Below are 20217 nucleotides of genomic sequence, written 5' to 3'. Positions count from 1 at the left end.
GAATTTTTAGTTTAACTGAATTAGATAAAGCTTAAAGCTAAGGTAGTTAGGTTATTTTCAGTGGAAAATTTATTAGGTTCTTTTTCTAAATTAGTTTTTATCTCCTGCAACGTTTTTTCAGTGGCTGAATGAGACGAAAAAAAACTAATAAAGTGATTTGAGCGCCGTCTAAACAAAATATCTTTCTTGTCATTTTCAAATTCAGTTATTTCTAAAAGCAGATCAAAAGCACTAAGCTTAGATGTACCAGCAATCTTATTATAGAGATCTTTTAATTCATCAAATTTCATCCGGGTTTTAATATCATTACCATGTAATTTAGGTATTTTTTTTAAGCGCCCATAGAGCTTATTAAGGGTACTAAGCTGATAACTAGTTAAAGGTTTATAAACTGAAGGTGGAGGAGGAAGAATATAAAAAGATTGTTTATCGGGAACACCAGCTATTAATTTCGTATGATAAGAAAGGGGAATAAAAAATTGTTTAGATGCATCTATTTTATAATGAAGTATGGATTCCAAAATATCTAAAGCGCTATGTCGACATGTATTGCTAACATTAATTCGATTTATCTTGTTTACAATTTGTGAGGCAGATCTTAAATTTTGCAGATAAATTTCTTCGGGAGCCCGATATTCTCTTAATTTTTTATATTCAAAAACGACTTGATTAGGACTTGTAGTGAGATTATTAGATACATTTTCTTGGCTAGGAACATACGCTTGAATTGCTTCTTTATATAATTTTTTTTTGTACGTTTTATTTAGAGCATTCTTAATCTCGTCATTAGCTAATTGTCTTTCTTCAATGTAAGTAATGAGGTCTAAAAATTCTTTCATTTGTTCATAAGTAATTGAATAGGCTTGATAGGCGATAGCATCTTTTTGGGAACTTTTGCGTGTAATTCCTTCATCAGCAAGTCGTGCTAAGGTGCCTGACGTTAGGTTTTTATAAAAAGGTTTAAAGCGTTTCTTAATATCTGGATCAATGTCATTGGTTTTGCCAACCCTAGCTAATAATGTGGGCTTGTTATCTTGTATGACACCTAGCATTAGAAAACTATGATGTTCTTGTTTAACTATGGATAAAAAAAATTCATCATCTTTATTAAGAAGAAGTTCCGCTGGCATAAAATCTCAGAGGTTAAATTATTTAGACAATAATAAAATATTATATTTGAATAAAATAGTCATAATTGGATTAAATGTATTATTAATAAACAATATTTTGACTAAAAATTCCTAAAAATTTAGGCAATTTCTTTTTTCAAACTAAATCCGCTTAAAATGCCGGGACTAAAAGGATTAATTTGATTTTGAGTTTTTAGTAAATAACGACCAGAATTACCATTAACTTCAAATAAGATTTGTAAATTAGCGCTATCATTATTATCCACTAAAACATTAACTTTTTGTAACATTTTAAAGAAGGCCCAAACGCCTTTCTCCTCTAATTCAAAATGGCTGCCATCAATAGCGCTTAAAATTAATTTGGCACCAGTTTGGGGCCAGTTAAAGCTTATATAAGATTCACTTGTTTGGGTATCTTGAAGGGTTGTTTGACCAATACTAAGTTCTAAGTTTGCAACTACAGGATCTAAATTAATTTTCTGTAAACTAAATTCAATTTTACTTGTTGCATTATTATCTGGAAAAAACATATTACTAATAACATTTGCCCGAATAAGTTCGTTCACTAAATCTGCCGAAATAGGTAAAACAAATCCATTAAGTTCTTTAGGCCGCCATTCAGGATGAGAGATATCTAAGAAGGGTTTTAAATAATTGCTAACGAAAGTATTCAAAATTCCTTGAGGAGCAAAAAAATTATTAAAATCAGCAAGTGAAACATCTTCCTCTTGTATTGAATCTAGAGGATAGCGATGAGCAATCGTTTGTTGATAAGGAGTAAATACAGTATCTTGCCACTTTTTATTTAAATATTGTTTACTATCATTTATAAAAATAAACCACACATCGTCAGCCAATTGTTTTGCCCAACTCGCTACAGGCTCAGGTAGTTGTTTTGCTCTGCTGTATAACATACTTAAAGGATCGCCTACGCTCTCGCCTAAAAATCGAGAGCGAGTAAGATTAAAAACAGTTTGCCCATTGTCTTTAATAAGTGACAGCGTAGTTAATAATTTTTCAAGCTCCCTAATATTCTGGGTAAATTCTTGCGTTGCAGACATAGAAATTAAATTTAAGGGTGTAAATTGACTCGCAATCTTTTGATTAAAAAGTGCAAACTGCTCCCCTGATTCAGGGCTGGTTTGCTGCTGCATAAATGTAAGTAAACGGGTAATTGCATTTGTTTGCTGCAAAATTTGTATAAGTTGGCGCGCTTGCTCATAGTTTTGATAATGTTCAAATTGAACACGTTTAATAAAGTTTTGCCACCAAGTAATATAATCAAAATGATAGGCCTGCTCTAATTGAGTAGATAATGTACTTAAATCTTGCCGTGCTAAGACCCAATTTTCCTGTTGTAATTTTTGTGCAATATTAGGTAACGAAGTAGTAACTTTCTTAAAACCTTCTTTCGTAAAGTAAATAGGTATCTCTTTATTAGATAAATTAAAGCCTTTTAAATTTATGGCTAAATTTTCTTTAGGAAAATAACTTTTAGCTAAGGAATAGTATAAATAAGTAGCTGGTAAAGCGTTTAAATAATTTCTTGCATCGGTAACAAGCTGTAAATTAATAGGAAGGGGTTGAAAGGGCTGTTTTAAGGCCTTTTTCAGTAATATTTCTTGGGTATTATTAAGCTTAGTTGCATGAGTAGTTTGCCAGTATTGATTGAACCACTGATGTATTTCTGCTTCTGAAAAGTGCTCAGACTCACCAATCATAAGATAAACTTTTAAGGCTTGATAGCGCGCCGATTGTGTCTGAGATGGGTTTGTAAGTGTTTCTTCTAGGCTTGCTATTAAATCAGCTAAAAAATCATGACGTAATTTAATTTTAGTGTTTTTATGTAGTCTTGTTTTAAGTTGATTAATGATAGAAACCTGCAATATACCTTTAGGAATTAAATTCAATTTATTTTCTGCCAAGGATAAATGATAAAGCGCAGCGGTTTTATTAGCTTGGCTTGTTAAGGTCTCATAGGCAATTAGTTCTTTACTTGCTTCATCTAATAATCTTGAAGTTTTAAAATATTGATAACTTAAACCCGCTAAAAGTAAACTAACTACTGTTGCAGTTGTTGCAATAGTAATATGCTGCTTTCTACTTAATTGAGGTAAATGATATTGTGATTGTATTTGAAATGAATGAATAGCTCCTTCAATAAAATAGGCACGATAATTAGTAGATTGAGGAAATCTATCTTGTACAGAAAGCGCATATTCATGCTGGATTTTTTTATTAAGTCTATCAACGCTTAAGCCGCCTTGCTCAGCACTGCTAAAATAAATAGCTTGTAGGTGTATTAAATTATGGTTGATATTTTGTAGTATTGTTTGAATGGGCGCACGTAACCCGGCTAATTGTAGGGGAAACTCACGAATTAAGGTGCGTTTTAAACTTGAGCGAGCCGGGTGTAACTTATTAATTAGTTGCTGTCCAAGTACTTCTACCATTTGATCAAATCGATAATGATATTGTGAAATTAACTTCGTACGTTCTTTTCGCAAGTCAAGCGAAAAGCCTAAAGGCTTTTTTAAATCGACTTCATGTTCAGATTGAAAGAATTCAGCAAAGCCAGCTAGGGTGTCTAATTTCGTAAGCATTAAGGCAGTATCGATAGGGTAGTCAAGTGCATTGGCAAAATTTTCAAGTAATAAGGAATGCTTTTTACATTGTTCTTGAAAAGTTAATGGCTCGGCTAAAAAAAGCTCGCTACTATCAACACATAAGATAATGCCACTTATTTTAATACCCTTAACACAGCGATTTAATTTTTTTAAACTAAAAGTGAGTAAATTTTCACTTTGATTAAGCCAAGCTTCGCCAAGTTCTAAAATAATGCCGAGATCATTGTAAAAAAAATTGGCGTTATTTTCTGGATCTACGGTATATTGCTTAAGTGAGCTTTGTTTTAAAAAAGCACTTTTTCCTTGTTTCCTTTTTCCTGTGACAAGAATAAATGAAATAGAGTTATTTTGCGGTTTTAACTGTGAGCCAATGCGTTTTAGAGCGTCACATAAATTTTCTAATGACTTATCCATTAATTATCCAGCTCTGCTATTACAGCATGCCCAAATTGGACTGCTTTGGCTTTACCATCTAATATAAAATAGCTAGTTANCTAGTTACATAGCTTGTTATTAACATACCTAATAAACCTAAGCTTATTATTAGAATTGATTTATAGCTTTGTTTAGGCGCCGACATTTTCTTAGATTCTTTGAAAAGGTGGCAAGGCTTATTTACTCGATGTTTTTGAATAAGTTGGAATAATTCTTCAATCATATTATCTAGTATTAATCGTCCATCAGCCTTTTGATGTTGTTTCCCTTCAAAGCCAGCAATAAGGCAATAATAGGCAAGTTCAATCAAATCTAAGTATTGATTAGGACTTTCTTTAATATGATTAACAATATCAAAAAAGCGTTCTTCAGGACCTATATCATCATAGGATAAAGGTGTAAAGGCTTGGAATTCGGCGGGGCGTCCATATAAACGAAGGTAACTTTTACCTAAAAGTTCATCTATAGTGGCGCATAGAAGATAATGAGCGATTGCATCGAATTCTTCTGTATATGCTTTTCCAGCCAAACGGCTATGAAAAGCGCGTAATTCATGTTCAATATTCTCTCTAATATGCTGCACAGGTGGCATTGAAGGACTAATGCATAGTCGCTCCAAGAGAGAAAGTAAGGGCCCTGCTGCGGCTACTAGAGGGTTAGCGGTGAATGAAATAGTAAATAATTTAGAACGATAATAGACTTTTGGTATCTGTTGATTGCCCAATACTAATGGCAATCGTCCGGCAAGGGAGGCCGACATCTGCCCAACTGTCATCGCTTCACTCCAAAGAATTCAAACTCGCTTCTCAATAAGAGACACCTATACTAAGTTAATACTCTACGATTTCTGTAAAACTCTTTTTATTTTAATAAGTTACACGTATATTCAGTAAAAAAGTCAAGATTACCTATAATCAATAGGCCTACTGCATTTTGTTAAAAGAAATAAGTCGGTTTTTTAAGACGTTTATCTTATTTAAGATTTAAAGATAATACGTTATATATAAGATCTTGTCGATATAGTAATATATTTAATCTAATTTAACGGTGTCAGCTCACTTTATGAAAGCTTAAAAATTATATATTTACTAAGTTATTGTTTAAATTTATTCTTTCTAAGAAATGATATAAGGGATTTATTTAAACAAACGCTTCAGAAAAATATCGCTCGACCCATGCTTCACCTAAATAGGTGAAGCAATCTTCAAGAAAATCAGCTAGTTCATCAGGTGTGACTTCGTATTCCTGGCCAACTGGTTCAATATCATGGTGAAAGTACTGACCAAAGTAACTCTCACAAAATTTTGTATAGTCACGGGTATGTAAAATAAATGCATGCCATAATTCATCTAGGGGTAATAAAGGGCCAAAGAGATAGGTATGGCGTTTTGATATTTTTCGTTGCATAGTAAGCCACATCCAAGCAAGAAGATCTTGCCATAATTGATGAGCTTGCTCAGATGAAAAACTAGGATTATGATGGCAAAAATAGTGAATTACTTGCTGATTTTCATAGCGAAGTAATTCATCTAATTCTATTTTAGTCATTGAAAATGACAGCAAGTTTTTCGCCAGTTAGTATTTTTTGTAATATAATGGACAATTCGACAAATTTTTTCTTGTTTAGACATGACTAGCCTCCTGAGTTAATTAGAATTAATTCTAACCACTTATTTCAGCAATAAATACGTTATAATGCAATCCTTATTAGTTTAATCACATTTTTATAAAAAAACTACAAATTGCTTTATAAAAGATATAAGGCTATTTTTGAGGTTGCCATGTTTATAAAATTAATTCTTGCGCTTACTCCGATGGTATTGGCTTTACCGCTTGCCATGGATGTGTATGTGCCTGCGATACCGCATATTACGGAAGCATTTAATACCACAGACACAAAAATGCTACAGACCTTAAATTGGTTTATGTTAAGTGCAGGGATAATGCAATTAATTATTGGTCCGATTTCAGATCAGTTTGGTCGTCGTGTAATAGCGTTATGGACAATCGCTTTTTTTGCTATCGGCTCGCTTTGCTGCGGCTTAGCTGTCGATGTCAAAGAGTTATTGTTTTACCGAATCATTCAAGCATTAGGTTCTTGTGGCATGATGGTACTTAGTTTTGCTATCGTTAGAGACCTTTATGCAGATGAAAAGAGCGCTAGAGCCTATAGCTTTTTAAATGGCATGATTTCTTTTTCGCCTATTTTTGCAACGTTTATTGGTAGTTATTTAGATTATTATTTAGGTTGGCAATCAACTTTTTGGAGTTTGTTATTAGTTGCACTGAGTGCCTTTTTTACTATGGGCTTATGGCTTGACGAAACGCTACCTTCGTTTAAGCGCGTATCTTTATCAAAAAATCTTTTAAGTCAGTATTGGCTTGTTCTGCGTAATCGGGAATTTACTATTTTTAATATGGCCTCTTTTATGGGGCATTCCTATTTATATTTATTTTGTGCGCTTTCTCCTTATTTAATCATTCGCTGTTTAGGTATTCCCCAAACGCAATATGGCTTTTATTTTTGTTTTATGGGGATATCTCTTTTATTAGGAAGTTTTTTAGGTGGGATAATTGTTGAACGGATAGGAATAATTAAAACGTGTTTGCTAGGTTATTTAATTACTTTAGTAGGTGGCACTTGGATGGCAATATGGTATTTATTTTATGGATTAAGTGTCTATAATTTTATTTACCCTATGTTATTGATAGGTACGGGTGGAACCTTTTGCATGGGCGCTGGCGCTGGCGGGGCTATGAACCCGTTTGATACAGCTAAAGGAACAGCTGCGGCAGCTATTGGATCTTCGCGGTTTTTATTTGCAGGGATAGCAGGTTACTTTTTAATAAATAAAACGGTAAGTTCCACCTTGCCTTTAGCTATTCCTGCTATAGTATTTAGTCTTATTGGTTTAATTTCTCTTTCCTTTACAGTGAGAAAATCAGCAAGGTTAGTTGTAAATTATAATAGTTAAAAGTAATTGTTTTGATAATTATAATCGATTTTACTTATTTAATAAGATTCACTACAGTTAAATAAACAAAGTAATTCATTAATAAAAGGAGAATAAAATGATTTCTGTAGGTCAACCCTTTCCAAAATTTAATCTTAAGGCTACTGTTAGTAATGATATGAATAGTGCCTTCACGACTATTTCAAATGAGACTTACAAAGGTAAGTGGCTTGTTGTATTTTTTTGGCCAAAAGACTTTACCTTTGTTTGTCCTACTGAAATTGCTGCATTTGGCCAATTAAATTCAGAGTTTGCTGATCGCGATGCGCAAGTATTAGGCGGTAGTACTGATAGTGAGTTTGTCCATTTAGCTTGGCGCAATCAACACTCGGATTTAAATAATTTGCCATTTCCAATGCTTGCTGATGTTAAACGAGAATTATCACAAAGCTTAGGTATCTTGGATGCTAATGAAGGTGTTGCGCAACGGGCTACATTTATCGTCGATCCTGATGGTATAACTCGCTTCGTTATGGTTACTGACTTAAGTGTTGGTCGTAATCCAGAAGAAGTCTTGCGAGTACTTGATGCATTGCAAACCGATGAATTGTGTCCTTGTAATTGGAAAAAAGGTGAAGAAACTATCCATGTTTGATTTAAGGAATTTAATTTATGTTTGAGCAAATTAAAGAAAAGTTACCTGAGTTCGCTAAGGATACTCGTATAAATCTAGGTAAGGTAATGGATCTAAATCAAACGGATGGCCTTGAAGCTCAGCAAATTGTAGGAAGTGCTTTAGCGGTTGCTTATCACTTAGGTAATAAGGAGCTAATTCAATCTCTAGAAACAGAGTTTGAAACAGAGCAGACCTTACGAGAGGCGGCCAAATTAGCTGCAAGCTTGATGGCTATGACAAATATTTATTATCGCTTTATTCATCTTAGCGAGCAGCCAGAGTTAAATCATGTCCCTGCTGGGTTACGTATGCAGGGCATGATGAATCCGGGTGTTGATAGAAAAACGTTTGAGGTGATGTCATTAGCCGTATCAATATTAAATGGCTGTGGAGCATGTATTAGTGCGCATTGCCGTAATTTAAAAGAGCATGGTTTTTCAGCCCAAGCTTTAGCTCGCATAGGGCGGATTACTGCGATTATTCATAGCACCCATGTAGGCCTTCATTTATAAATAAGCACATATCCCGTATTTAGATTTATTCTAGATACGGGTTTAAGACCTCTAATAAAAATTTACTCAGCTGGCGTATTTTTTTCAGACGATGAATTAAAAACACCGCATCCTAGACGAGCGCCTCCTCCCCCTAAAGCTGGGTTATCAGAGTAATTATCACCACCAGCATGAATCATAACTGCTAAACCTGTCAAGTCACTAGTTTTTAATCGTGGCGCAAGCAAAGGCGTATTTGCTTTACCATCTTCCATAATAAATAACACAGGTAAATCACCTAAGTGGCCATCGCCATAGGGTCCAAGGTGTTTTTTGGTATCTTTAGGATCAAAATGCCCACCTGCATCCATGCCTGCATCCCCACAGTTCGCATGCTGATGAAGATGAAATCCGTGCGCGCCAGCTGGCAAGGTAGTTAGGTCAGGCTTAATTAATAAACCATATTGAGTATCGGTAAAAGTAATTTTGCCAAGTGGTGCTTTATTCTTTTCTGTTGCATAAATAGTTGCACTGAGTTCATTAGCATAAGACATTGTTCCATGTAACAACGAAATCATTAGAAGGCGTGAAAATTTTTTCATAATTTCCCTATAAAGATAAGTTAAAGTGTTAAATCATTGTATACGCAAAAATTGCACGTTTTGAAAGAAAATTCAAATACCACTCTTTTAGTTTAAATAAAAGATGAGTAGCATTAAATTCATTTTTAATTATTATAGCTTAATACTCTTACGGAAATAAGCAATGAAGTTAAAGTGGCGGTTTATTGCCGGAGTCCTTTATATTATGTTAGTGCAAAATGCTCAAGCTGATAATGTAAGTATTCAAGGCTGGATTTACCCTGGAAATCCAGCTTGTAATGCAAAAAATGAGTATACAGATGGTCGAGTTATACAAGTATTAAAACCTGAGTATTTTACCGTAACTGGCGTAGGCGTTCTTAAGCGGTTAAATGTTGCTGATGCGGGTTGTAACGCTTATAGCAAAAAAAATGTTAAAAGTATTAAAGCTCACTCACAACAACAGTTTGTCACTATATCTGCAAATGCAAGTTCAATGGTTGCCTTAACTTCAAGCGCAAAAAAACGAGCCAACGCGATTAATAAGCTAATTAATTTTATTAAAACGACAAACTTTACTGGGGTGGAGCTAGACTTCGAAGAATTCGGTAGCTGGACTGATAAAAACTACCGTGATTATAAACTATTTATAATGGAGTTAGGTAATGCTCTATGGTTAATTAATTCACAACTTATGATTGATGGACCTCCTATATCAAATAGCACTGAGCAGAGCTACTATAAATGGCGATATGAAGATTTTAATGATCTACCCGTTAATTACATTGTGGTTATGGCCTATGACTATCAATATGATTATGGAGTAGGTACACCTATAGCACCTAACACATGGGTAATTGACATAATTAATTATGTTAAAGACAAAGTAGAGGATATTAACAAAATAGTAATTGGCATACCTGCTTATGGTTATCATGGTATTACCGGATCTTATAAAATTAAACTTGATACGTTTGAGCAATCAAAAAGCTATCCTGGATTTTCTCTAGCAGTCCAAGACCCGTCCTCTTTTGAATATTTTTGGCAGCATGAGAATACGACATATTTTATTCAAACAAGCGATTCCCTTAATCGAAAGAAAGCTTTAATCGAGGCAGCAGGTATTAAACATATTTCTGTTTGGCATTTAGGTGGTAATCAATGGTTTTAGGACTAATTGATAAAGTTTTGCCTTAACTCTAATAAACTTATTTACCTATTGAGAAACTAAAAATAACTTATTAAGGTGGAATGAATGAACAATAGAGTATTATTTATAAGATTTTTATTAGAAGATTTAAGTAAAAAAACTAGCTTTGAGTTAAAATTGATAACAATTTAAGTTTACTCGGGTAAGTTGTGAAGAAAGTCAATTTTGCTATAGCATCTGCTCTACTATTTTGGTCATCAGCTTTCGTAGGCATTCGTGTTAGCCTAGTAAGTTATACGCCAGGTGCTTTAGCTTTATTGCGCTTTATTATTGCATCTGCTTGTATGGGATTAATCTATGTAAAATTACCAACTAAAAATAAAATGCCTTGGCGGATTCGACTACAATTATTATTAATTGGTGTAGGCGCAATTGGTATTTATAATACATGTTTAAATATTGGAGAGTTAACAGTTTCAGCAGGGATAGCTAGTTTTATAATAGGTATTAATCCTGTATTAACAATTCTCATATCTATTATACTCTTTAAGGAACGCACAAATTTAGGCGTATGGATTGGTATATGTATTAGTATGCTTGGTTTATTTTTGATGGCTTTAGGCGGTAATGATACAAATATACACACAGAAGGTGTTTTGATTATCTTTATTTCTACAATAATGAGCGCACTCTATAACCTTTCGCAAGGCTATTATTTAAAGAATTACCATCCTATTGCCGTAACATCTTGGGTAATTTGGGGAGGAACTTTATTTTTACTATATTTTTTTTCTGATTTAAGGCAAGAAATCTTTAAAGCTAATTTAGGAATAACCCTTGTAATTGTTTATATGGGTATTTTTTCCGCGGCACTCGCTTATTTATGTTGGGGCTTTGTACTTTCAAATATACCAGCTTCTAAAGCTTCTATATATGCTTATTTCTTACCTTTAATTTCAACAGGGCTAGGATTTTTGCTACTAGGTGAAAAACCATCTTTTATCGCTTTTCTAGGCGGTGTTATTGCTCTAATAGGTGCTTTTATTGCTAAACGGCCGCCTTCAATTCTTACTACATCAGCCGCGCTAAGATAAGTAATCGAGATTGAAATTATTATAAAAATGTTAAAAAGCGTTAAGTAACTTCTCTAGAGTGCTTTATACTGGAGTTTTTACAATAAGTAACATGAATAATACAACTTATGAATAGCTGCCAGAAATCTCGTTATTAAGTGTTGCAAGTAATTTATTGTGTTTAAATAGGAATTTTAATAAAACGATTAAGTCTTAGGTGATAACTCCATGGAATTGAAAATTGATAATACGCCATTTAAAGCCTTATTTCAGCCCTTAGATCTGGGGTTTACTCAATTAAAAAATAGGCTATTAATGGGATCGATGCATACAGGTTTAGAAGAAGACAAAGAAGGATTACAACGCCTAGCTGCTTTCTATAGAGAGCGTGCATTAGGAGGCGCGGGATTAATTGTTACAGGTGGGATTGCACCTAATCGTGCAGGCCGGCTTGCACCTTTTGCAGCAAAGCTTACGCAACGAAAAGAACAGCAGCGCCATGAATTAGTAACCCAAACGGTGCATGAAGCAGGAGGAAAGATTGCTTTGCAAATTTTGCATTCAGGCCGTTATGGGTATCATCCATTCATTGTCGCCCCAAGTCCAATAAAATCGCCCATTAGTCCTTTTGCACCCTGGAAAATGAGTAAGCGACGGATTAGAAAAACGATAGAGCATTTTGGACGATGCGCCAAGTTAGCACAAGCTGCTGGTTATGATGGCGTAGAGGTGATGGGGAGTGAAGGTTATTTAATTAACCAATTCATTGTAACACATACCAATCGCCGCACTGACGAATGGGGAGGAGATTTCGCCAATCGTATTAAATTCCCCATTGAGGTTGTTAAACATATCCGCGAAGTAGTCGGTGAGCAATTTATTATTATCTACCGTTTATCGATGTTAGATTTAATTGCCGATGGTAGTAGTTGGGAAGAAGTGATCTTTTTAGCAAAAGCCATTGAACAAGCAGGTGCAACAATTATTAATACTGGTATTGGTTGGCATGAAGCGCGTATTCCTACCATCGCTACGATGGTTCCACCAGCAGCATTTACCGCAATCACTAAGCGGCTTAGGCCTGAAATTACAGTACCTATAGTTACTTCAAACCGCATAAATACTCCTGAAATAGCCAATCAGTTATTAGAAGATGGCGTAGCTGATATGATTTCAATGGCCCGACCCTTTTTAGCAGATCCGCGCTTTGCAGAAAAGGCAAAGCTTGGTGATAGTAAGGCAATTAATGTTTGTATTGCTTGTAATCAAGCATGCCTTGATCGAGTTTTTGTTAACAAAACAGCTTCTTGTTTAGTTAATCCTCAGGCCTGTAATGAAACAGAATTAATTTATCAAACTGCACATCATCCTAAAAAAATTGCGGTTGTTGGCGCAGGTCCTGCAGGCCTTGCTTTTACAGCGGTTGCTGCTGAAAGAGGTCATGACGTGACTCTATTTGAAAAGAAAGATAGATTAGGTGGTCAATTTAATTTAGCTAAATCGATTCCAGGTAAGGAAGATTTTCAACATACTATTAATTATTATACTCATCAATTAGAAAAATTTGGTGTAGATATTCATTTAAATACAGCAGCTCAGGTTGATTTATTAAAAGAATATGATGAAATTGTACTTGCTACAGGCATTAAGCCACGCACGCCAAGTATTCCTGGAATTGATCATGCTAAAGTCATGAGTTATGTCGATGTTATTGAAGAACGCAAAATTCCTGGCCAACGGGTTGCTATCATTGGTGCAGGTGGTATTGGTTTTGATGTAGCTGAGTGGTTAACGCATGAGTCACAGTCCTCACCTTTAGAACAATTTTATAATGAATGGGGAATTGATATTAATGTCACTCATCGAGGAGGGATAAAAGCGCCAATAATTGAAAAAACAGCACGTGAAGTATTTTTGCTACAACGCAAGAAAGAAAAACTAGGAAAACGTTTGGGCAAAACAACAGGGTGGATACATCGCTTAAGTCTTAAGCATAGACATGTAAAAATGATATCAGGCGTTGAATACATACGTATTGATGACGAAGGCTTACATATTCGTGTTAATGATGAACCTAGACTGTTAGCAGTAGATTCAGTTATTATTTGCGCTGGTCAAGAAGAATTACGTGAATTATTTGAGCCTTTACGTGAAGAAGGTTGCAATGTTCATTTAGTAGGTGGTGCTTTTAAAGCATTGGAACTTGATGCGCGTCATGCTATAGATCAAGCATGTCGATTAGCAGCATTGCTTTAGTTTTGTATATAAATAAAATTTTTAAATTTTATATTAATCTAATTTCATTTGAAGTTAGATTAGCTTATCGCAGTTAATGAATTAGTAAGTTAAGGAATTTTCATTTTAGTTACATGAATTTATGTATGTTTAATCTGGAGCCCGTATAAATGCTTCGTATTTTACGGGGTAGCGTTCCTTTAGCGACATAAAGGAGCCTTCGTCTCTTTTATGTCTAACTCACGTTAATTAATAAAAGTAAATGTGGAGACCAATTTAAATATATTGAGATCTGTGATATAATAATTAACAATTCGCAATAAAATAAACCGCAACGCCGCTATACCATCATCTATTATTGAAAATCCGTGCAAGCCATTGTTTATTTTGTTATTATACTGAGCAATTTTTACATTACTTAAGCTATTGCTACATCATTTGGAAGATTTATGACAGACAATTTAGTAAATTTCGCAGCGCTGAACTTATCAGCTCCTTTATTGAAAGCTTTAGAGGATATGAAATTTCAAACACCTTCACCAGTGCAAGCTCAAACCATCCCACAGATGTTAGAGGGCCGTGACATTATTGCCCAAGCCCAAACAGGCACAGGAAAAACTGCAGCTTTTGCTTTACCTATTTTAGAACGCTTAAATGGTAACTTACCAGTTACTCAAGCGTTAATCTTAGCACCCACACGGGAGTTAGCTATTCAAGTTGCTGAGCAATTTAAAACATTGGGTAAATACCAGCAAGTTACTGTATCTGTATTATGCGGCGGTCAAGACTATTCAAGACAATTAAAACAATTAAGGGAGGGGGCACAAGTCGTAGTAGGTACGCCAGGTAGAATTTTAGACCATATGGACCGTGGTACATTGAAATTAAACAATTTATCAACTTTTGTACTTGATGAAGCGGATGAAATGTTGCAAATGGGTTTTATTGACGATATTGAATTAATTTTCTCAAAATTACCTGAACAAAAGCAAATCGCATTATTTTCGGCGACAATGCCACATCGTATTCGCCAAATTGCTAATAATTATTTAGTTGATCCTATATCAGTACAGATACGTTCTGAAACAGCAACCGTAAAAAGTATAGAGCAACGCTTCCTATTTGCCTCTCCTGCTCAAAAACCCGATGCTTTATCACGTATATTAGCAGTAGAGGATTATCAAGGTGTTATCGTTTTTGTGCGTACTAAGAATGCTACTGAGGATGTCGCAGATACTCTGCAAAAACAGGGCCACCGGGCCATGGCTATTCATGGTGATATTACCCAAGCCCTTCGTGAAAAAATTGTTGCTCAATTTAGACAAGGAGCGATTGATATACTGGTTGCTACTGATGTTGCTGCGCGTGGATTAGATGTTGAGCGAGTTACTCATGTCATTAATTACGATGTACCACATGATTGCGAGACTTATGTTCATCGTATTGGACGTACAGGCCGAGCTGGGCGAAGTGGGGTGACTATTTTATTTGTAAGCCCTCGGGAAGCAAGGATTCTAAATAATATTGAACGCCATACGCGTCAACGTATAGAAAAAATAAACGTTCCCAATGACCATATAATTCAAGAGGCAAGACAGCAGCGCTTCTTATCAAATATTAGTAATAGGCTTGAGCATAAAAATGTAGTTCAATATCGTAAAATTATTGATACCTTTTTAGAGCAAAATCCAACTGTTGCAGCTGCTGACGTAGCTGCTGCCTTAGCACTATTAGTTAATAAAGATAAGCCTTGGCAGTTTGAGGCACCTAAATCAATTAATGTAGGTAAAGATAAACATATTAGAGAACGAGTAAATTCTAAGGATTCTTACGAGCGCTCAACTAAAAAGAATCGACGTAGCTCGCGTGAATCTTCTTCAAACCACTTTGAAGATATGCCACAAGAATTATTTCGCTTAGAGGTAGGACGAGTTCATGGCGTAAAACCAGGTAATATTGTTGGCGCTATTGCTAATGAGGCGGGATTACAAAGCCGTTTTATTACCGGTCTTAAAATTCATGATGACCATTCTACTGTAAGACTACCTAAAGGAATGCCTAAAGAAGTCTTTCAAGATTTAAATAAAGCTTGGGTCTGCGGACGACAATTAAAGCTAAGTGTCATTAATTCTAATTAACATAACATAAGTAAAACAAATGTTATCCCGTACAACGTATAGAATTGTACGGGCATTTGTTTACACGTTAAACTCAATTTATTGTCGAGGGCTGTAATTATAGATTACAGCAGCACCTAACAAGACAACTGCGCCACCAAAAAAACTGTATTCATTAAAAATTGAGGTATTTTCTTTTTTAGGTAACTTTTCTAAATTCATCTTTAGTTGCTGGGATAACTTTAAAAATGGATTTTCTGGATCTAATTCCCTGACAAGTTTGGGAATATATTCAGCACGAATTTTTTCTGTCATATTATGGATAGTTTCGGCATCCTGAGTGTCTATAAATTGCTCTGTTGCTCGTGCAAACGTTTCAGCAAGTGCAGCTGTGAATTTTTCAGCATCCATTGGTTTCCAGCCTATCAAATTAAATGTATGCATACCACTGTAACGCTTAGGATTATTTTTATCCTGTATCGTTTGGAAATTTCTTAGTGCTTTTTCTATTTCTAGAGGAGTAATAACATTAATAAATGATTTATAAAATGCATGTAAATATTCTGTTTCAAAATTAGACATCTTGTCTCATCCTATAAAAGCAATTACTCATAATATAAATAATTAGATAGTTTAGCGAGTTCTTTAACTATTTATCCTAGTAAAATGAACTTAAATTAGAAAGATTTATGTTACTTAATGATTTAATTAAGCGAGTATATATGCACTTCGAAGCTGTAAGCGATACCTAGCAAGACTTGCTAAATGATAAAATAATTTCAGTATTTGTTTTAATACAATAGCATTATAATAGTAATACCATGACGGCACTTTAATATAGTGATAAGGGAACTAATATCTTTTAATATATTTCAATTATGGACAGTCAATGAAATTGGTATCTCAGTTGTATAAATTAGTATGCATTTTATGTCTAACGGGGTGTAATTATCCCGCCGATCCCAATAATACTTTGATAACAATTAAAAACAATCATGTAATTAAAATTGGACTATGTTCTAATCTTCAGCAAAACGCTTCTCTGCTGAATAAATTATCTCAAGGACTGAATGCACGAATTTTAAAAGTGGTAGATAGTTTTGATAACCTTTATAAATTATTAGAAAAAAATGAAATTAATCTTATTAGTTGTGACATTGAAGAAGATAATCCCTGGCGTGAAAAAGTAGCCTTTACTAGGCCTTATGAAAAAAATTATGTATGGGTAGTTCAGCAGGGAGAAAATGCTTGGCTTAGTTATCTCGATAGGTTTATTTACTTTAATAGGAATAATAACAACTAATGCAAAATGTAACTAAAACAGTAGAGTTTCCTAAAGAATTAAAAGCTCAATATTCGAAAGCTATTTTTTATGAGTGGATATCACTTTTTTACATGATTTCTGCAGCAACTTTTTCCTTTTTAGTTATGTCTAACTCTCAAACAATGAAAACAGTTTGGCTGGAAGATAGCTTGGGTATTATACCACCTTTGTCCTTTTTAGTAGCTAGTAAGATAGTTAATCGCAAGGCTAATAAGACATTTCCTTATGGTTTCCACCGCGTAACCAGCATGGCCTATTTTACGAGTTCACTAGCTTTATTTGCATTGGGTATTTATCTGTTGATTGATGGAAGTATTGTTTTATTAAAGCAAGAGCATCCTAGTATTTCATCAGTGGTTTTTTTAAATCATACGATTTGGCTTGGATTTTTGATGATTGCGGCTCTATGCTGGTCAAGCATTCCTTCTACGGTTTTAGGACATATTAAAATACCTTTAGCACATTACTTATATGATAAAGTTTTATATGCAGACTCTAAAATGAATAAAGCAAGTTGGACAGCTGGGTTTGCGAGTATTTTAGGTATTTTAGGAATAGGTTTAGGATATTGGTGGGCAGATGCAGTTGTTGGTATATTGATTTCTTTAAGTATTATTAATGATGGATATAGTAATTTCAAAAAATCTATTTTGGATTTACTAGATGAGGTGCCGAAAACGTTAGAAGGTGATAAAACTGATCCCTTAATACAAGAAGTTGAAGCGATAGTAAAAAGACAGGATTGGGTTGAATCAGTTGCATTACGCTTTCGTGATGAAGGACATGTATTTTTTGGTGATATCTTTGTTACATCAAAACATAAAAGTATTGAGATTAAAAAATTATCCGAACTCCAAGAAGAAATCAAACAACATCACTGGCGGTTAAATGACATTGTTATTATGCCAGTTTCATCTAAGAAGGGATAAAGATAGAATCTTTTAACTAAAAAGTTCTACTTTGAGAGGCATCTAGACCTATTTTTTACAAAATTAAGATTTATTAACTGTCCTAATTTTTTCTTAATAATTAATAGGTCAAGTGATAGTTAAGTTTCTAATTTTAAACTTAAGTATGGCTAAAAGTTTTTCTCCTAACAACAAAAATCATCACTAAGACAGAATATTTGTTCTAAATTAATTATAGGTTTCCTGGTTATTTTCATTGGTTGCGCAATGAATTGGTTATAATGAGACCTTTTTTCAAATTACTCCTTAACCAGAATTCTGGGTATAAATTTTAAAAATTTATTTTATCTTTAATAATAGAACAAATAAAATGCATTATTTTGAGTCAATTTAATACAAAATTTTACAAATTTTTTAAATTTTGCACGATTTAGGTTATAATGTTTTCTATTTAGTAGTTAAGGGGTATTTATGAAAGAAAAGCATGCGGAAATACTTGAATTAGTCGAGAAGATTGTTAATACACAATTTCCATATATAGAAAATACTGATCTAAACAGTAAACCTATTCTTAATCAACCACCTATCTTTGGACATTTTAGTTTAATTTTGTTAGAGCAAACTAAAAAAGAATTAGAGCAAAACGTCACTGATCATTTAAATCTACTTGTTCAGATGCTAGATACATTGGTACCTCAACTACAAAATAATCAAGTAGCAAGATACTATCAAGACGAACACTATAACAATTATGTAAATTATTATAACAACTGCAAGCCTGAATACCGTTCTTTATTGATACCTCCTCAGGACTTAGGTCAAAAATTTATAGAAATCCAGCAGGGTGTAGTTAAAGCTTATAGAGATCTAAAAGAAATTTTATCACCATCTGAAAAAATGACAAATTCACAACAATATGGGCTCTACCATAGGCGTCGACCTAAGGACGACGCTTATGATGAAGAGCTGCGCCATAATAAATCAGCTAAATCCCGAGGAAATGTAGTGGTTGATCCTATAGAAGAAGGAGGTGATCCTATGGAAGAAGATACTAACTATTCATCTCCTAGCCCTAAGCATTCGTAAGTTAAAATTACATCTATTTACCTGTATTTTAAAATATGGGTAACTAGAATCCTTGCCTAATCTGCGCCTTTACTTTATTGCAGTGTTGTAAACGTTTTTGCCGTATTCATTTATTCCATTAAGCTCTATTCCTTGAAACATCTATGCCTTGCGCTAAATCATCACAGGTAAGGCAAAACGCTAATCATTAAGGGTAAAGCTATAAATGGCCTTATCACTAAGGTTAAATTATGTTTCACTTATGCATTAGCATCCTATTAAATCTTTCTTAAACCTAACTGATAAACAAATGTGATATCTATTTATAGTTACTTACAGAATCGCGTTTTAAAACTACTTAAACAGTTACCTAAGTACATTATTTAATATGCTCTTAGCATTTCAACTAACAAAATTACTAAATTGATTCATTTCGATTTTTCATACTATAATCGGGCCTCATTATTAATTTAGTTATTAAGGGCTTACTAATGAAAGTGTTTTTGGCTATGTTTGTCCTGCTTTTCTCGACATTGGTAAATGCTAATGAGTTGAATAATGTAGTCGTTTTTGGGGATAGCTTATCTGATAATGGAAACTTGTACGAAGATATGCATCATCGTATTCCCCAGTCGCCGCCCTATTATGAAGGACGATTTACAAATGGACCTGTTTGGATTGAGCAGCTTACAAATTCATATTTTCCTAATCAAGTTAAATCACATCTCCTTGATTATGCTTTTGGTGGGGCGGCAATTTCTGATAATACCGATGACGATGACATACTTTATACATTAAACCGTGAGATTAAAACCTATTTAATAGGTAATGATAATAAAGCAAGCGGGCAAAGTTTATTTGTTATATGGATTGGGGGTAATAATTACCTAGCTTTACCTGAGGATGAAGTGGAAGCTAATAGGATAGTTGTTAATGGTATTACTCAGGGTATTGAACGACTAGTTAAAGCAGGAGCGCAACATATATTACTTCTAAATTTACCTGATTTAGGAAAAGGTCCTGCAGCAAGGCAGTTAAACGCTGAAGAAAAGTTAACTAGGTTATCAAAGCGGCACAATGAGCTTTTAGGGGGTTCATTAAAAGAGCTTAAAATAAAATATCCTCATGTCCAATTTTTATATTTTGATACGGATAGAGCAGTTAATAAGCTACTAGATTCACCTGCAGAGTATGGTTTTACTAATACGCTTGATACCTGTTATGACGTATTAATTGATGAGGTGTCAAAAAAATCTACCCTATTGATGGCTGCTAAAGCGGCAAAGATAGATACAACGTGTGAAGGTTATCTATTTTTTGACCCAGTGCACCCGACAACCGTGGCACATCGATTAATAGCTGATGAAGTTCGTGCTATGCTCGATTCTTCTCAGGTTAAGTTTAAAACTAAATAATACCCTTTTCTAAAGCTTATTTAACTTTAACTGTTC

16 protein-coding genes and 1 pseudogene are annotated in these 20217 nt (G+C 34.2%); 11 read left to right on the top strand and 6 right to left on the bottom strand.

Going from position 1 to position 20217, the window contains the following annotated elements; genetic code table 11:
• Positions 1 to 20 precede the first annotated feature (20 nt).
• From E1P04_RS00730 to E1P04_RS00715, 4 genes and pseudogenes are all read right to left on the bottom strand, one after another.
• On the bottom strand, positions 21 to 1130 hold the full coding sequence (locus E1P04_RS00730; RefSeq protein ID WP_131781021.1) for a hypothetical protein: 1110 nt from the start codon (positions 1128 to 1130) through the stop codon (positions 21 to 23).
• Positions 1131 to 1249: 119 nt separating this feature from the next.
• On the bottom strand, positions 1250 to 4171 hold the full coding sequence (gene icmF, locus E1P04_RS00725) for a type IVB secretion system protein IcmF (protein ID WP_131781020.1): 2922 nt from the start codon (positions 4169 to 4171) through the stop codon (positions 1250 to 1252).
• Positions 4171 to 4967 (bottom strand): annotated as a pseudogene (icmH, locus tag E1P04_RS00720) (type IVB secretion system protein IcmH/DotU). The gene icmF and the pseudogene icmH overlap by 1 nt, the downstream one beginning before the upstream one ends.
• A gap of 365 nt (positions 4968 to 5332) precedes the next feature.
• On the bottom strand, positions 5333 to 5740 hold the full coding sequence (locus E1P04_RS00715) for a glycine-rich domain-containing protein (RefSeq protein WP_131781019.1): 408 nt from the start codon (positions 5738 to 5740) through the stop codon (positions 5333 to 5335).
• A gap of 233 nt (positions 5741 to 5973) precedes the next feature.
• Here E1P04_RS00715 and E1P04_RS00710 point away from each other — a divergent pair, with 233 nt between their 5' ends.
• The 3 genes from E1P04_RS00710 (at position 5974) to E1P04_RS00700 (ending at position 8334) form a co-directional block, all read left to right on the top strand.
• The gene (locus tag E1P04_RS00710; protein ID WP_131781018.1) at positions 5974 to 7167 is read left to right on the top strand and encodes a multidrug effflux MFS transporter; all 1194 of its coding nucleotides are present in this window, start codon (positions 5974 to 5976) and stop codon (positions 7165 to 7167) included.
• A 97-nt stretch (positions 7168 to 7264) separates the two neighbouring features.
• Complete coding sequence (locus E1P04_RS00705; protein ID WP_131781017.1) at positions 7265 to 7801, top strand: peroxiredoxin; 537 nt, start codon at positions 7265 to 7267, stop codon at positions 7799 to 7801.
• A gap of 17 nt (positions 7802 to 7818) precedes the next feature.
• A complete protein-coding gene (locus tag E1P04_RS00700) occupies positions 7819 to 8334 on the top strand; it encodes a carboxymuconolactone decarboxylase family protein (RefSeq protein ID WP_131781016.1) in 516 nt (171 codons plus the stop codon).
• A 62-nt stretch (positions 8335 to 8396) separates the two neighbouring features.
• Here the strand turns inward: E1P04_RS00700 and E1P04_RS00695 are convergent, their stop codons facing one another.
• Positions 8397 to 8915, bottom strand: a complete 519-nt coding sequence (locus E1P04_RS00695; protein WP_131781015.1) for a superoxide dismutase family protein — start codon at positions 8913 to 8915, stop codon at positions 8397 to 8399.
• A gap of 163 nt (positions 8916 to 9078) precedes the next feature.
• Between E1P04_RS00695 and E1P04_RS00690 the strand changes: the two genes are divergently transcribed.
• From E1P04_RS00690 to E1P04_RS00675, 4 genes are all read left to right on the top strand, one after another.
• Entirely contained in the window at positions 9079 to 10065 is a 987-nt protein-coding gene (locus E1P04_RS00690) for a glycosyl hydrolase family 18 protein (protein ID WP_131781014.1), read from the top strand.
• A 188-nt stretch (positions 10066 to 10253) separates the two neighbouring features.
• A complete protein-coding gene (locus E1P04_RS00685; RefSeq protein ID WP_131781013.1) occupies positions 10254 to 11138 on the top strand; it encodes a DMT family transporter in 885 nt (294 codons plus the stop codon).
• Between the two features lie 207 nt (positions 11139 to 11345).
• On the top strand, positions 11346 to 13373 hold the full coding sequence (locus E1P04_RS00680; RefSeq protein WP_131781012.1) for an NADPH-dependent 2,4-dienoyl-CoA reductase: 2028 nt from the start codon (positions 11346 to 11348) through the stop codon (positions 13371 to 13373).
• A gap of 428 nt (positions 13374 to 13801) precedes the next feature.
• Positions 13802 to 15490: a DEAD/DEAH box helicase gene (locus tag E1P04_RS00675; RefSeq protein ID WP_131781011.1), complete on the top strand. Its 1689-nt coding sequence runs from the start codon at positions 13802 to 13804 to the stop codon at positions 15488 to 15490.
• Positions 15491 to 15568: 78 nt separating this feature from the next.
• Here E1P04_RS00675 and E1P04_RS00670 read toward each other — a convergent pair whose 3' ends face one another.
• Positions 15569 to 16051, bottom strand: a complete 483-nt coding sequence (locus tag E1P04_RS00670) for a hypothetical protein (protein ID WP_131781010.1) — start codon at positions 16049 to 16051, stop codon at positions 15569 to 15571.
• 307 nt (positions 16052 to 16358) lie between these two features.
• Here E1P04_RS00670 and E1P04_RS00665 point away from each other — a divergent pair, with 307 nt between their 5' ends.
• From E1P04_RS00665 to plaA, 4 genes are all read left to right on the top strand, one after another.
• On the top strand, positions 16359 to 16772 hold the full coding sequence (locus E1P04_RS00665) for a hypothetical protein (protein ID WP_131781009.1): 414 nt from the start codon (positions 16359 to 16361) through the stop codon (positions 16770 to 16772).
• On the top strand, positions 16772 to 17722 hold the full coding sequence (locus tag E1P04_RS00660) for a cation efflux transmembrane domain-containing protein (RefSeq protein WP_131781008.1): 951 nt from the start codon (positions 16772 to 16774) through the stop codon (positions 17720 to 17722). The genes E1P04_RS00665 and E1P04_RS00660 overlap by 1 nt, the downstream gene beginning before the upstream one ends.
• A 450-nt stretch (positions 17723 to 18172) precedes the next feature.
• On the top strand, positions 18173 to 18787 hold the full coding sequence (locus E1P04_RS00655) for a hypothetical protein (RefSeq protein WP_131781007.1): 615 nt from the start codon (positions 18173 to 18175) through the stop codon (positions 18785 to 18787).
• 470 nt (positions 18788 to 19257) lie between these two features.
• On the top strand, positions 19258 to 20181 hold the full coding sequence (gene plaA, locus E1P04_RS00650; protein WP_131781006.1) for a GDSL family lysophospholipase PlaA: 924 nt from the start codon (positions 19258 to 19260) through the stop codon (positions 20179 to 20181).
• The last annotated feature ends 36 nt before the right edge of the window (positions 20182 to 20217 follow it).

The organism is Legionella gresilensis, assembly GCF_900639865.1.
Taxonomy (GTDB): Bacteria; Pseudomonadota; Gammaproteobacteria; order Legionellales; family Legionellaceae; genus Legionella_C; species Legionella_C gresilensis.
This window is presented reverse-complemented; position numbering and strand designations above follow the sequence as displayed.

What these genes read in the sequence shown, in the direction of transcription:
- E1P04_RS00730 (WP_131781021.1), bottom strand. Translation starts at nt 1,130, where the DNA reads ATGCCAGCGGAACTTCTTCTTAATAAAGATGATGAATTTTTTTTATCC.
- icmF (WP_131781020.1), bottom strand. Translation starts at nt 4,171, where the DNA reads ATGGATAAGTCATTAGAAAATTTATGTGACGCTCTAAAACGCATTGGC.
- E1P04_RS00715 (WP_131781019.1), bottom strand. Translation starts at nt 5,740, where the DNA reads ATGACTAAAATAGAATTAGATGAATTACTTCGCTATGAAAATCAGCAA.
- E1P04_RS00710 (WP_131781018.1), top strand. Translation starts at nt 5,974, where the DNA reads ATGTTTATAAAATTAATTCTTGCGCTTACTCCGATGGTATTGGCTTTA.
- E1P04_RS00705 (WP_131781017.1), top strand. Translation starts at nt 7,265, where the DNA reads ATGATTTCTGTAGGTCAACCCTTTCCAAAATTTAATCTTAAGGCTACT.
- E1P04_RS00700 (WP_131781016.1), top strand. Translation starts at nt 7,819, where the DNA reads ATGTTTGAGCAAATTAAAGAAAAGTTACCTGAGTTCGCTAAGGATACT.
- E1P04_RS00695 (WP_131781015.1), bottom strand. Translation starts at nt 8,915, where the DNA reads ATGAAAAAATTTTCACGCCTTCTAATGATTTCGTTGTTACATGGAACA.
- E1P04_RS00690 (WP_131781014.1), top strand. Translation starts at nt 9,079, where the DNA reads ATGAAGTTAAAGTGGCGGTTTATTGCCGGAGTCCTTTATATTATGTTA.
- E1P04_RS00680 (WP_131781012.1), top strand. Translation starts at nt 11,346, where the DNA reads ATGGAATTGAAAATTGATAATACGCCATTTAAAGCCTTATTTCAGCCC.
- E1P04_RS00675 (WP_131781011.1), top strand. Translation starts at nt 13,802, where the DNA reads ATGACAGACAATTTAGTAAATTTCGCAGCGCTGAACTTATCAGCTCCT.
- E1P04_RS00670 (WP_131781010.1), bottom strand. Translation starts at nt 16,051, where the DNA reads ATGTCTAATTTTGAAACAGAATATTTACATGCATTTTATAAATCATTT.
- E1P04_RS00665 (WP_131781009.1), top strand. Translation starts at nt 16,359, where the DNA reads ATGAAATTGGTATCTCAGTTGTATAAATTAGTATGCATTTTATGTCTA.
- E1P04_RS00660 (WP_131781008.1), top strand. Translation starts at nt 16,772, where the DNA reads ATGCAAAATGTAACTAAAACAGTAGAGTTTCCTAAAGAATTAAAAGCT.
- E1P04_RS00655 (WP_131781007.1), top strand. Translation starts at nt 18,173, where the DNA reads ATGAAAGAAAAGCATGCGGAAATACTTGAATTAGTCGAGAAGATTGTT.
- plaA (WP_131781006.1), top strand. Translation starts at nt 19,258, where the DNA reads ATGAAAGTGTTTTTGGCTATGTTTGTCCTGCTTTTCTCGACATTGGTA.